The sequence below is a fragment of the Microbacterium thalassium genome (assembly GCF_014208045.1).
Taxonomy (GTDB): domain Bacteria; phylum Actinomycetota; class Actinomycetes; order Actinomycetales; family Microbacteriaceae; genus Microbacterium; species Microbacterium thalassium.
On the sequence record NZ_JACHML010000001.1, the window covers coordinates 222,767 to 235,985 of the forward strand.

Consider the following 13,219-nt stretch of genomic DNA (forward strand, 5'->3'; position numbering starts at 1 on the left):
CGCCCGAAGCGCACCGAGTCGCGGATCGACCTGCTCAGCCCCGTGAGCGCCGCGCGCCCGCGCCCACCGGATTGCCCGTCTCGGCTTCGGCCGGGCCGGCCTCGGCGCGCGTCTTCGCGACCTCGTCGGCGGTATCCGTCTGGGGCTTGGTCTCCGCCTCGCCCGATACCGGCTCGCCGTAGGACTTCCGGTAGTCGTACGAGTAGCGCGAGGCGTCCGCGCCGCGAACCGGGGCGCGGTTGAGGACCAGTCCGAGTGCGCGCCCGCTGGACTTGCGCAGCGCGTCGAGCGACCGGTCGAGCAGCTCGTACGTCGTCTTGCCGATGGTCAGCACCAGCAGGGCGCCGTCCGCCTGGTGGGTGAGGACCGCACCGTCGGTCACCGGCAGCAGCGGCGGCGCGTCGACGATGACGAACGCGTGCTGCGACAGATCGTCCAGGACGTGGTGCATGCGCTCCGAGCCGAGCACCTCGCTCGGGTTGGGCGGAGCGCTGCCGGACGTCAGGATGAACAGGTTGGGCGATCGCGGCGTGCGCTGAAGCACGTCCGTCAGCTTCGCCCGCCCGGCGAGCACATCGCTCAGCCCGGCTCCGCCCGGGATCCCCATGGTCTTCGCGACGGTGGAGCGTCGCAGGTCGCCGTCGACGAGGACCACCGACTGTCCGCTGGCTGCGAGCGTGAGCGCGAGGTTGGCGGCGATCGTGGACTTGCCGTCGCTCGGCAGGGGGCTGGTGACCACGAGCACCCGCGGCGGATTGTCGACGTCCATGAACTGGAGGTTGGTCCGCAGTGCGCGAAGCGCCTCGGACACGGCGAATCCCGTGCCCTTGCCCCTACCCGATGACTTCGGGTCGAACAGCCTGCTGTCTCCTCCGAGCGATTCACTGATCGGGATCGTCCCCACGACGGGGATCTGCGTGTGCGTCTCGACGTCGGCGGTGGAGCGGATGCGGCGGTCCGACACGGTGCGGATCAGGGCGAACGTGATGCCGAAGCCCAGTCCGAGCACGCCGCCGACGATGAGCGCCGTCTGCGGGTCGGGGTACACGGGCGTGCTCGGCACCACCGCGGGCGAGGCGATGCGGACCGTCAGCGGAGCCGACCCGGCGGTCCCGTCGCCTTCGAAGTCGTCGATGGTCTGCGCCAGCGCCTCGATCCAGGCGTCGGCGAGCGCCGCCGCCGCCTCGGGGGTGGAGCCGCTCGCCGTGACGCGGAGCACGGCCGTCCCGTTCGGATTCGCGACGGTGACCCGGTTGTTCGCCGCGGTCGGCGACATGTTCAGTCCGGCGATCTCGACCGCGGCGGAGGCGGTGGGCTCCCACGTCGCCATCTCGAGATAGGTGGCCACCTTGCCGCGCGCCATGCTGTCGCTCATGATGGCGTTCGCCGCGACGTCGTCCGAGTTCGTCTCGACCAGCTCGATCAGGCCGCTGGCCGTGGTCCGGTACACGGGCGTCTGGATCGCGGTCCAGCCGGCAGCGGCGATCAGCCCCACGATTGTCATGAGGACGATCGCGAGCCAATGGCGGCGAAGACCACGGAAATAGTCGCGCAGCTCCATCTGGTCTCCGTCGGTTCAGGCTCCACACCGTGGTGCTCGATCGGTTAGGTAGGGTCCATCGTATGTGACGACGCCTGCGGAGCGCGTGCCGCCTGTGGACCGCGACCGAGCCCACGTGAGCGCGCCGCGGACGACGGCGCCTCGGTCGCGTCCTCGTGCTGGGGCTCGGCCTCCTCGCTCGCCGCCCCGCGCAGGGCGGAGCCCTCCTGCTCATACCTCGCCATTGCGCCCAGGCAGATGCCGGCGACGACGAAGGGCACCGAGACGCCGACAGCCGTCCAGAACAGGTCGAACTGCGACTGCGTGATCCGGCTGAGCGTGATCGCCAGCGCGAGGGTTCCGAAAGCCGGGTTCACCCGCGCGAGGACGATCAGGATGCCGACCCACATGATCAGGAAGGCGGCGAGGCCGACCAGACCGGCGCTGGCTACGACCTCGAGCTCGGCCTGCGGGGGCTGGTACGGAAGCGTGCGGTCGTAGTACCAGAATCGCAGCCCATGTCCGAAGAACGGTGCGTGCTTCCAGTAGGCATAGACCTCGCGCCACCAGTCGAGGCGCTGGAAGAACGAGTTGTGCTCGTTCTGCGACTCGATCTGCTCGCTGACCATCGTCACGACCATCCAGATCGCGGGGATCAAGAGCAGCAATGCTAGCCGCTGACGCACCGAGGCGCCCTTGCGGACGGCCACGACGACGACCGCCGCGACCAGACCGACCAGCGCCTGGCGCGACTGGGTCATGACGATCGCGACGACGAGGAGCCAGAAGGCGAGCCCGATCCAGCGCCCGGGCAGCCGGGCCCACGGCGGGTTGATGTACACGATGATGACGGCGAAGGCCATCGTCGTGCCCGCGAAGTTCTTGTGCATCGACCACGGCCAGGCCGGGTACACGGGGCCGAGATCGCCCGCGATGTACTGCAGCAGCCCGGTGCCGATGGTTCCCAGCGCGATGACGACGGCGCCGGCGATGATCAGCAGCAGCGCGGCCCGGCCGAACCCGGCGCGGCCGAGCGCCCACCCGACGACGAGCGCCCCCGAGATGAGCAGCCAGGCGTGGAACCATTCGACGGTGTTCTGCACCTGCGGGACGACGATCACCGTGAGCAGTGTCGCGAACTGATAGACGAGGTTCAGCCACAGCAGCTGCTTCATCGGCTTCGAGTAGTGCCGATCGCCGAGCAGGATCGCCGCCCCCACGGCGGCGAACAGCGCCGCATCCGACACCGACAGGTTCGTGCCGCCGATCCCGACGCGTTCGACGATGAGAAGTAGCGGCATCGCCATCAGCGCCAAGGCCATGGGCTCCGACCAGGTGGCGATGGCGGCGATGGCGAGCACGGCGATCGCGATCGCGGTGGTCACCCCGTGGCGCCCCGCGTTGTCGAGGATGAAGAACGCCGCGGCCACGGTCACGGCGGCCAGCAGCACCCACTTCCACGCGGCCGACAGCCACTCCAGCACGCGCGCGCGCCACTGCTGGGCACGCAGGCTGGTCGGTGTCATGGCGGGGTCCCCTCCGGACGTCGATCCAGTATCGCAGGTGGGACCCGGCAGCCGGACGGGTCGCTCGCGCGGCTCAGTCCTCCCGGAGGAGCCCGAGCGCGACGAGTTCGTCGACGAAGGCGTGGAACGGTCCGCTGATGGCGCCCTCCGCCTCCCCCGTCAGTCCGGCGATGGCGGCGATGGCCTGATCGCGCTCGCGCCCGACCGCCTCCTGCCAGATGAGCTGCGCGGAGTCGCGCAGCACGATGATCGGGCCGTCGGGCAGGGCGGCCGCGTAGACGGCGTCGTCGGCGATCTCGACGCCGACGGACGGAGCCACCCCGATGCTCACGGCACGGCCCTCCTCACCAGTTCCCGGATGCCCCGCGCGGGCCGGGCGAAGAATTCGCGCGCGATCTCGGTGCGGGTCGGCGTCCGGCCCAGCTCATGCGTCAGATGCTCGACGTTGACCTGCAGCGATCGGACGAGGATGGCGGCGGCGTCCCGCGCTGTCGGCGCCGCGCGCAGGCGTCCCCACCACTCCTCCGCGCGCGTGCCACCCTGCGACACCGCCTTCCACAGGCGGTAGTCCGGTTCGCGCCGGTGATCGTCGAGTTCCCCGATCGCCGCCGCGAACGCGGTCCCGGCATCCAGGTCACGTGCCAGCGCCCGGATCGCCTGCTGCTGCTCGTGCGACGACGAGCGCCACACCCGGTGGAGGTCTCGAGCCGCGCTCGTTCCGCTGCGGGCCGCGTTGAGCACGAGGATGAGTGCCTGCTCGACGCGGCCGGGGGTCGGGCACGCGACTCCCCCGAACGACTTCTCCAGTCGGCCCCGCCACATCCGTTCGAACGCGGCCGCGGGGTCGGCCCGGATGCCGGGGAAGATGCGGTGGATGTCGACATAGCCCCAGACCGGGTGGGAGTAGGTCTGCGCATGCCCGAAGGGCGACCCGAAGAGGAAGGTGCTGTACACGCTCCAGCCGTGCGCCCGCAGCGCGGCGTCGACGGCCCCGACCGACTGCGGACGGACCAGGACGTCGACATCGGTGCCGGCCAGCCCCGTCGGCCGGAACTCCGTCTCGACCGCGTCCCCCTTGATGTGCAGCAGATCCGCGCCGATCTCGTCGGCGACGATCTGAATCGCGGCTCGACCGAGATGCAGGCGCACGGTGAGCGGGATCGCCGTCGATTCGCCCGTCAGCTCGCTCTGCACAGTGCCCACCCTCGCCACTCTAGTGAGGGCCGGGCGTGCGGCCGCGCCGACCTACTGGAGCGCCGAGGTGAGCCGCGCGAGGTTGTCGAGCACGGTCGAGCCCAGCGGCTGCTTCATCCACTCGTCGAGCGTGAGCTCACGGCTGAGGTCGCGGTAGGTCGCCTCGACCTCGCGCATCTCGCTGACGAACTCCTCGCCGCGCACGAGCATCGAGATCTCGAGGTTGAGGCCGAACGAGCGCATGTCCATGTTGCTGGACCCGATGATCGCCACCTCGTCGTCGACGGTCATCGACTTGGAATGCAGGATGAACGGGCGGCGGTACATCCAGATCCGCACTCCCGCGCGCAGCAGCCCCTCGTAGTAGCTGCGCTGGGCGTGGTAGACCATCGCCTGGTCGCCCTCCTCCGAGACGAAGAGCTCGACCTGGACGCCGCGCTGGCAGGCGGTCATCACGGCGAGCAGCAGCGATTCCTCGGGGACGAAGTACGGGCTGACGATGATGACCTTGTGCTGGGCGGCGTAGATGAGGCCGCAGAACAGCTTGAGGTTGTTCTGGAACGCGAAGCCGGGCCCCGAGGGGACGACCTGGCAGTCGAGATCCCCGCTGCCCGACGTCACCTCGAACAGCTGCGCCTGATCGGTGAGCACCTCGCCGGTCTCGCTGTACCAGTCCGAGAGGAACACGGCGTTGATCGAGGCGACGACCGGACCGTCGAACCGCGCCATCAGGTCCACCCAGTGCAGCCCGCGCTTGATGTTCTTCTTCAGGTTGTACGTGGAGTCGGTGACGTTCTGCGAGCCGGTGAAGGCGACGTTCCCATCGACGACGGTCAGCTTGCGGTGGTTGCGCAGGTCGGGACGCTGGTACTTGCCCTTGAGCGGCTGCACCGGGAGCATCAGGTGCCACTGCGCGCCCATCGCCGTCAGGCGCTTCAGCGTGCGCTTGTAGAACGGCTTGCCCCGGTTCGCCCAGTGATCCAGCAGCACGCGCACGACCACGCCGCGCGCGGCGACCTCCTCGAGCGCCCGGAAGAAGTTGTCGGTCGATTTGTCCGACTGCAGGATGTAGAACTCCACGTGGACGTAGCGCTGAGCCGTGCGGATCGCGTCGGCCATGGCATCCAGGCTCTCCTGGTAGTCGGCGATCAGCGTCGCGCCGTTGTCGCCCGCGAGGGGCATGGCGCCGAGGTTCCGGTTCATGCGCACGAGCGACGTGAACGACTCGGGCGCCTCGGGGCGGAGCGTGCCCATGTCGAGCCCGTCGCTGGTCTCGCGGATGTACCCGTTAATGCGCTCCTGCATGCGGCGACGCTTGCGCGGCAGGCGCGGATTGCCGATGAGCAGGAACAGGAAGACGCCGATGAGCGGGATGAAGTAGATCGCCAGCAGCCAGGCCATCGCGGCCGTCGGGCGCCGGTTGCGCGGGACGACGATGACGGCGGTGACGCGCACGACGATGTCGAAGAGGATGACCGCGAGGAGTGACCAGCTCGTGACGGTCAACTCGAGCGCGCCGCTGTCGTCCACATCCCCACCCCCGGAATCGCCTGGCTGAGCCCAGCGTAGTGGGGAGCGGGGTCAGTTCTCGGCGCCGGCCGGGGTCGTGTCGGATGCGGCGCCCGCGCTCGCCGGCGGAAGTCCACGCTTCGCGCGCTCCTCGGCCTCGATCTTGGCGTACGCGCGGCGCTCGTTCCGGTCGGCGCGCACGACGCTGCGCAGCACGTACCAGAACAGGAGGCTCACGACGACGGTCGGCAGGAGCGACCACACGACGGCGAGCCAGTAATCATCCACGCCCCCAGTCTACGCGGCCGTCGGCCTCTCCTCCCCACCCGCTGATCCGTCCCCAGGCCGGCGCATCCCGGTGACGCGCCCCGGAGTCCGGCCAGAGTCCTGCCATGACCACGATCGTGAAGGCCGCGAACGCGGCGGAGTTCCTGTCCCTCGTCCCGCGGCTGCTGGGCTGCCATGTCTCGCAGAGCCTCGTCCTCGTGCCCTTCGACGGCGCCCGCACGCTCGGTGCGCTGCGGGTCGATCTGCCCGCACCGGAGGCCGACGCCGACCAGGTCGCGGCGACCTTGATCGGCATGGTCTGCAAGCTGCCGGACGCCGACGGCGTCGCGCTGGTGGCCTACACGGCAGCGTCCGCCGCCGCCGGCATCCCGCATCGACCCCTGGCGGATGCCGTGGGCCGGCGCGCCGAGACGTGCGGCCTGCGGGTCGTCGATGCGCTGTGCGTCGCCGCGGATGGCTGGGGCTCGTTCCTGGATCCGGAGTGCCCCGACACGGGCCGGCCGCTCACGGAGCTGGGGGATGCCGCCGCAGACGGCATCGATCACCTGCCGCAGCCCGCCGCCGACCTCGCGGCCGGGCTGGAGCTGCCCGAGGTGTCCACGGCCACCGCGACGGCGGGCGAGCAGGCGCTGGCGGCCTTCGATCGCGCCGTCGAGGTCGTGTGCGGACCGGCGGCGACCGACGAGCGCGGCGCCTTCGGCGAGCGCCGCGTCGGCGGCGGACGAGTGGACCCGCGCTCGCTGGCGGCATCCCTGCTGCTGGATGATCTGCCCCAGCTCTACGAGCAGGCGCTCGCCTGGGACACGACCGACATCGATCCGCACGACGGTGCGGCCGTCATCTGGTGCTTGAGCAGACCGGCACTGCGCGACATCGCCCTCGTCGGCTGGAGCGGGCACATCCGCGACGCCGACGAGGCACTTCAGGCTCAGCTGCGCTGGGAGCAGGGCGAGGAGTACCCCGCGCATCTCGCCATGCGGATGTGGGGGGACGGCTCGCGGCCCGATCCCGCGCGGCTGGAGTCGGCGCTGGCCCTGGTTCGTGCGCTGGCGGCGCGGACACCCGCGGGTGAGCGCGCGGGGCTGCTCGCCATGTGCGCGTGGCTGTCATGGGCGCTCGGCCGATCGACCCACGCCGCGCACTACGCGGGCCTCGCCCGCGATCTCGAGCCGGAGCACGGCCTCGCCGAGATCGTGCTGTCGTTCGTCGGCGCCGGCCATCTGCCGGAGTGGACGTTCGACCGCGGGGCGAGGCGGGCGAGCAGGTGAGGATCCCGTCGGGACGTCCGGCGACTCGATGCCACGCGGGCACCGAGTCGCCGGAGTCACTCAGCGGGCTCTGCCCCGCGAGTGGGGCACGAGGATCTCGACATCGTCGACGACGACGACCTGCACACCGTCTGTGACCGCGGCCGTGACCGTGTACGTGCGTCCTTGCGTGGCATAGCGCTCGGCACGCACCGAGAGTTCGCCGTCGGCGATGCCGATGTCGTTCGGGAGGTCGTCGTCGCCGAGGCAGCAGTCTGCCTCCGACGAAACCGCCGACACGGCCGCGACGGCGAGGTCGTCCGGATCCACCGTGAGCGAGATCGAGCGCATCTTGTGGTTCGGCGGCCACAGCGAGCCCGGGTCGGCGGTGACGTCGAACTCGCCCAGGCCGCCGTCGAGATCGAGCCCGATCAGTGCCGCGTCGTGGTCCGACGCGCGGAACGGCGTCGTGGGGTCGAAGAACGTGTCCTGGACGCTCGACTTGAAACCGGTGTCGTAGTCGAGGATGTCGGGCTCGTCGGCGTTGATGTGCCACTCGGTGGCGCCGGTCACCTGCGCCGTGGCCGTCTCGCTCGACATGACGTAGTCGAGGTAGCCGACCTCGCCGTCGAAGACGTAGCTGTAGGCGTACTCACCCTGGTAGGCGCCGACGAGGTCGGTGAAGCCCGCGTCCTGCAGCACGACGATCGGGGCCTCCTTGTCGTAGGAGTTGAGGTCGCCGAGGATCAGCCAGTCGGCGTCGCCGCTGCCCGTCGGGTCGCCCGCGATCCAGTCCGCGAGCGCACCGGCGGCCGCGGTGCGCGTGTCGTTGCAGCTGCCGGTGAGGCCTCCCTCGCCGGCCTCGCCGCACTCCGAGCCCTTCGACTTCAGGTGGTTGACGGCCACCGAGAACACCTCGCCGCTGGCGTTCTCGACGAACGACTGGGCGACGGCCGCGCGGTTCTTGTTCACGCCCGAGTCGAGCGGGTCGAGGAACCCGGGGGTGTCGAGGCTGGCCGATGCCCCGTACGGAGTGACCGCCGCGGTGCGGTAGATCACGCCGACCTTGATCGCATCGGTGCCGACGACCGAGTCGTCGCCTGCGGCGACGTAGTCGTACGTGCCCTCGCCGAGGAGGTCGTTCAGTCCCGGCAGGCCGCTGCCGTCGCCGTCCGGACCGTCCTCGCCGTCGACGATCGTGGCGAGCGCCTCGACCCCGGGCGTGTTCTCGATCTCGACCAGTCCGACCACGTCCGCGTCGAGGCCGACGAGCGCGTTGATGAGCTTGGCGTGCTGGCGCTCGAACTCCTCGCGATCGTCGGCGCCCCGGCAGTCCTGGTCCTCGGTGGGTCCGCACGTGTCGGCGGTGTCGAGCGAGACGAAGTAGTTCAGCGCGTTCAGCGACGCGACGCGCAGGTCGCCGCCGACGTCCTCGGGCTCGGCCGGGGCTTCGGTCCTGACGTAGGTGTCGTACCCGTCACCGTCGCCGTAGGGCAGGATGCGGTAGAGCCCGAACGAGTAGGTGATGGGACCCGTGAGGCCGGTCACCGTGTCGCCGCCGCGGAACGAGTTCTCGAGGCTGAACGGCTCACGGTTGACCGGGTGGATGTTCACGTCGGGGTTCTGGGACGAGTTCCCGTCGTCGATCGTGATGCGGCTGCGCAGGTTGAGGTCGCGCAGCTCGGCGGCGGCGGGGTCGTCGGGCGCGTACACGGCCGTGGGGTTCATGACACGGTCGGTGTCCGCGAGTGACGGCAGCGCGACGACGACCTCGCCGAAGCGGTCGTAGTTGAAGTACTCCGACATGACGAGTTCCTGCGGCAGCGTTCCCGCCATGCCCTCGTAGGCCTCCATCGCGTCGACGGACGCGAGCGGGAACTCGATCGTGGCCGGCGTCGGCAGGTCGACGCCGGACTCGACGACGGTGATCACGTCGGCGGTGATCTCCGTCAGGCCGTTGAACTCCGACACCGCTCCGGTGACCTGCACCAGGTCACCGAGCGACACGCTGTCATTGCTGAAGTTGTAGACGAAGATCCCCTCGGACGTTGTGGGGTCGCTGTCCGCCTCCGCGTCCTCCTCCTGCACGAAGAAGCCGCGCAGCGTGGGGTAGGCGCCCTCGTTGTCGCCGACGACGACACCCTCGACGGTGACCGATCGGCCCACGAGCGGCGAAGTGTCGGTGTCGCCCTGGACGTCGTGGATGAAGACCTCGATCGTCTCCCCGGTGTCGCCGGTTCCGGCGGTCGGCACGTTGATGTCATCGGTGATCGGACGGAAGGTCAGGAACTCCCAGTCGGCGACGGTGTCGGTGTCGACACCGGTGGCGACACGCCGAACGCCCGCCGGAAGGTACGGCCCGTCCGGACCCACCACCGGAGCACCGAAGAAGAAGCTGTCCGTCAGCCCGCCGTCGGTGATCCCGACGGCGTCGATCGCGGGTGCGTCCGCGGGAAGCGTGTCGAGGTAGCCCGCACCGAGGTCGTCCACGACGACGAGTCCGATCGTGAGCGAGGAGTTCTCCAGCGCGTTGGACGGCAGCGAAGCGTTCGGCACGATGCCGAACGCGTTCGCGGCGATCTCGTTCGCGAGCAGGTAGAAGCCGTTGTCGCCGATCGCGGCGCCGGCGGGGAGTTCGAAGTAGTGCTGGATCTGGCCGTTGCTCGAGATGTCGTCGCTCTCGATGTCGACGATCGCGAGACCCTCCAGGCTCGTGCCCGGCGTGCCGTACAGCTCGACATACTCGGCGTCCGAGCCGTCTGTCGACACGAGCGCCGCGTTGATCACGAGCAGCGGGGCGGCCGCCGTGGGGGTGTTGGGCGGCGAGTCGAGGCTGAAGTCGAGCAGTTCCCAGTCGGCTGCGGTGTCGGTGTCGACGCCGGCGACGACCCGGCCCCATCCGGCGGGGAAGTACGAGCCGTCCGGCCCGAGGACGGGCAGACCGAAGTAGCCGGCGTCGCCCGCGCCGCCGTCGGTGCTCGCGAAGCCGTCGACGACCGTGATCGTGTCATCGACGAGATCGCCGACGGCCTTCGTGCCCAGCGACGCGGTCTGCACCAGCGCGACGGTCGATGTGCTGTTCTCGAAGAAGTTGTTCGCGATCTCCAGGTCGGGAGCCACGCCGTAGGTGTCGGCCGTGAGGGTGTTCGCGATGAGGTAGTAGCCGTTCGGGCCGAGCACCGCGTCCGACGGCAGGTCGAGGCGGCGGTCGATACGCCCCTGGGGCGATTCGATGTCGCCTTCGACGTCGAGGATGCTGAGCCCCGCGAGCGACGCGCCGGGGGTGCCGTACAGCTCGAGGTACTCCACGTCCGTACTGTCCGTGCTCATCAGCACTTCGTTGATCAGCACGGGATCGCCCGTCGCCGCCTGCGCCGGAGGCACGCCGATCAGCGCGAGCGAGACGAAGGCGGTTGCGGCGACGGCGGTGGCACGACGATTCACGGGCACGAACTCTCCTCGGTAGTGGCTCGCGCCGACGCTACCGGCCCCTGCCGACCCCACCCAATGCCTGCGAGGTAACGGCAGGTGAATTCTGGATTTCCCGACGGGGGCCAGGAATCCGCGTCGCGCTACTTCACCAGCGGGAAGAGGATCGTCTCGCGGATGCCGAGGCCCGTGATCGCCATCAGCAGGCGGTCGATGCCCATGCCCATGCCGCCGGTGGGCGGCATGCCGTGCTCGAGGGCGCGCAGGAACTCCTCGTCGATGCGCATGGCCTCGACGTCGCCGCGCGCCGCGAGCTTGGCCTGCTCGACGAAGCGCTCGCGCTGGATCACCGGGTCGACCAGCTCGGAGTAGCCGGTGGCCAGCTCGAAGCCGCGGACGTACAGGTCCCACTTCTCCACGACGCCCGGGATCGAGCGGTGCTCGCGCACCAGCGGGCTGGTGTCGAGCGGGAAGTCCATGACGAACGTCGGTCGGGTCAGGCCGCCCTTGACGAAGTGCTCCCACAGCTCTTCGACGAGCTTGCCGTGGATGACGTGCGGCGGCTCTTCTACGCCCTCCGCCTGGGCGATGTCGCGGAGCTCGTCCAGCGGCGTCTCGGGCGTGATCTCGCGCCCGGCGGCGGCCGACAGCGACTCGTACATCGACAGCCGCTCCCAGTCGCCGCCGAGGTCGTACTCGGTGCCGTCCGCCCACGTGACGGTGGTCGAACCGGCGACCGCGACGGCCGCATCCTGGATCAGGGCCTGCGTCAGGTCGGCGATGCCGTTGTAGTCGGTGTAGGCCTGGTACGCCTCGAGCATCGCGAACTCGGGGCTGTGGGTCGAGTCGGCGCCCTCGTTGCGGAAGTTCCGGTTGATCTCGAACACGCGGTCGATGCCGCCCACGACGGCGCGCTTGAGGTAGAGCTCCGGAGCGATGCGCAGGAACAGGTCGGCGTCGAACGCGTTGGAGCGCGTCACGAAGGGACGAGCGGATGCTCCGCCGTGCTGCACCTGGAGCATCGGGGTCTCGACCTCGATGAAGCCGCGGGAGGCGAAGGTCGTCCGCAGGCTCGCGTTGACCTTCGAGCGCGCGACGACCGTCTCGCGGGCCTGGTCGCGCACGATGAGGTCGAGGAAGCGCGAGCGCACGCGGCTCTCCTCGCTCAGCTCGGCGTACATGTTCGGCAGCGGCAGGATCGCCTTCGACGCGATCTGCCAGTCCGTGACCATGATCGACAGCTCCCCGCGACGGCTGGAGATGACCCCGCCGGTGACGTAGACGTGGTCGCCCAGGTCGACGAGCTCCTTCCAGGCCCGCAGCGACTCCTCGCCCACGTTCGCGAGCGACACCATCGCCTGGATGCGGCTGCCGTCGCCGGACTGCAGGCTCGCGAAGCACAGCTTGCCGGTGTTGCGGCTGAACACGACACGGCCCGCCACGGCGGCGGTCACGCCGGTCTCTGCCCCGGCCTCGAGGTCGCCGTAGCGCTCGCGCAGTTCGGGGATCGTGTCGGTGACGGGGAGCGTCACCGGGTACGCGCCGCCTGCGGCATCCGCCCGCTCGGCGATCAGCTGCTCGCGCTTGGCCAGGCGCACGGCCTTCTGCTCGAAGACGTCGTCTTCGGTCGGCTCGTTGGCGGGCGCGGGCGCGGCGGAATCGGTCATCGTGTCAGGGCTCCTCGGGACAGACCGATCAAGTCTACCGGCGCGTGCGTGCGAGACCCTGAAGAGGGTTCAGCCGGCTACTGGTCGACGGGCGGCACCTCGCCGGTCGCGCCGCCGGCTTCGGCGAGCGCGTGATCGACCGTCGAGTGGACCAGCGACGACAGGTACAGACCGGGCTCCGGGATGCCGGCCCGGGCCAGCAGACCGGCGGCCTGACCGACGATCGAGCGCGAGAACGCCGTCGCGGTCGCGATGGCCTCGGCATACGCCGCACGGTCCTCTTCGGCGACCACGATCGGCTCGCAGCCGAGTTCGACCGCCAGCGCCTGGGCGATCGGCAGCACCGGTCCCGGGGCGGTCACGGCGGCGAACGCGTTCGTGAGCTGGCGCAGGTCCATGCTCGTCCCCGTGAACGCGATCGCGGGATGGATCGCCAGGGGAATGGCGCCACGGGCGGCCGCGGGCGCGAGGACGCCCGTCCCGAAGGCGGCGTCGGTGTGGACGACGAGCTGACCCGGCTGCCACGCGCCGACCTCGGCGAGTCCGCCGACGAGGCCCTCGAGCTGCTCCGTGGGCACGGCGATCACGACGAGTTCGCTGCGTCGCAGGATCTCATCGGCGGCGAGCACCGGTACGCCGGGCAGCACGGCCTCGACGCGATCCCGATCGGATCCTGCCGTGATGCCCGTCAGCGCATGCCCGGCGCCGGCGAGGGCGGCGCCGATGACGGGGCCGACGCGTCCCGCGCCGATGATCCCCACGCCGAGGCGGGCGGTCCGAAGCATCCGTCGATGCTACCGAACCGCCCGGCGCGCCTCC

General features: G+C 70.2%; 10 protein-coding genes. 1 reads left to right on the forward strand and 9 read right to left on the reverse strand.

All coding sequences use genetic code 11. From position 1 onward, the window contains the following. Nucleotides 1-34: 34 nt before the first annotated feature. The 6 genes from HD594_RS01060 to HD594_RS01085 all read right to left on the reverse strand — a co-directional run bounded on the left by HD594_RS01060 (nucleotide 35) and on the right by HD594_RS01085 (nucleotide 6,057). Nucleotides 35-1,561, reverse strand: a complete 1,527-nt coding sequence (locus HD594_RS01060) for a tyrosine-protein kinase domain-containing protein (protein ID WP_184749174.1) — start codon at nucleotides 1,559-1,561, stop codon at nucleotides 35-37. A 44-nt stretch (nucleotides 1,562-1,605) separates the two neighbouring features. Further along, nucleotides 1,606-3,066 (reverse strand): O-antigen ligase family protein, encoded by a 1,461-nt coding sequence (locus HD594_RS01065; protein ID WP_184749175.1) that lies wholly within the window; start codon nucleotides 3,064-3,066, stop codon nucleotides 1,606-1,608. A 73-nt stretch (nucleotides 3,067-3,139) separates the two neighbouring features. Next, nucleotides 3,140-3,397, reverse strand: a complete 258-nt coding sequence (locus tag HD594_RS01070) for a hypothetical protein (RefSeq protein ID WP_184749176.1) — start codon at nucleotides 3,395-3,397, stop codon at nucleotides 3,140-3,142. Next, nucleotides 3,394-4,269: a nucleotidyltransferase family protein gene (locus HD594_RS01075; RefSeq protein ID WP_184749177.1), complete on the reverse strand. Its 876-nt coding sequence runs from the start codon at nucleotides 4,267-4,269 to the stop codon at nucleotides 3,394-3,396. The genes HD594_RS01070 and HD594_RS01075 overlap by 4 nt, the downstream gene beginning before the upstream one ends. A 42-nt stretch (nucleotides 4,270-4,311) precedes the next feature. Continuing rightward, nucleotides 4,312-5,766, reverse strand: a complete 1,455-nt coding sequence (gene cls, locus HD594_RS01080; RefSeq protein ID WP_184752416.1) for a cardiolipin synthase — start codon at nucleotides 5,764-5,766, stop codon at nucleotides 4,312-4,314. 75 nt (nucleotides 5,767-5,841) lie between these two features. Further along, nucleotides 5,842-6,057: a hypothetical protein gene (locus HD594_RS01085; protein WP_184749178.1), complete on the reverse strand. Its 216-nt coding sequence runs from the start codon at nucleotides 6,055-6,057 to the stop codon at nucleotides 5,842-5,844. A gap of 104 nt (nucleotides 6,058-6,161) precedes the next feature. Between HD594_RS01085 and HD594_RS01090 the strand changes: the two genes are divergently transcribed. Continuing rightward, complete coding sequence (locus HD594_RS01090) at nucleotides 6,162-7,325, forward strand: DUF4192 family protein (RefSeq protein WP_184749179.1); 1,164 nt, start codon at nucleotides 6,162-6,164, stop codon at nucleotides 7,323-7,325. Between the two features lie 60 nt (nucleotides 7,326-7,385). On the opposite strand, the gene HD594_RS01095 is transcribed toward HD594_RS01090, so the two are convergent. The 3 genes from HD594_RS01095 to HD594_RS01105 form a co-directional block, all read right to left on the reverse strand. Then, nucleotides 7,386-10,754, reverse strand: coding sequence for an ExeM/NucH family extracellular endonuclease (locus tag HD594_RS01095; RefSeq protein WP_184749180.1), 3,369 nt, complete (start codon nucleotides 10,752-10,754; stop codon nucleotides 7,386-7,388). A gap of 122 nt (nucleotides 10,755-10,876) precedes the next feature. Continuing rightward, nucleotides 10,877-12,400 carry a lysine--tRNA ligase gene (gene lysS, locus HD594_RS01100; RefSeq protein ID WP_184749181.1) on the reverse strand — a complete coding sequence of 508 codons (1,524 nt, stop codon included), beginning with the start codon at nucleotides 12,398-12,400 and terminating at the stop codon, nucleotides 10,877-10,879. Between the two features lie 77 nt (nucleotides 12,401-12,477). After that, complete coding sequence (locus HD594_RS01105) at nucleotides 12,478-13,185, reverse strand: DUF2520 domain-containing protein (protein ID WP_184749182.1); 708 nt, start codon at nucleotides 13,183-13,185, stop codon at nucleotides 12,478-12,480. Between the last annotated feature and the right edge of the window lie 34 nt (nucleotides 13,186-13,219).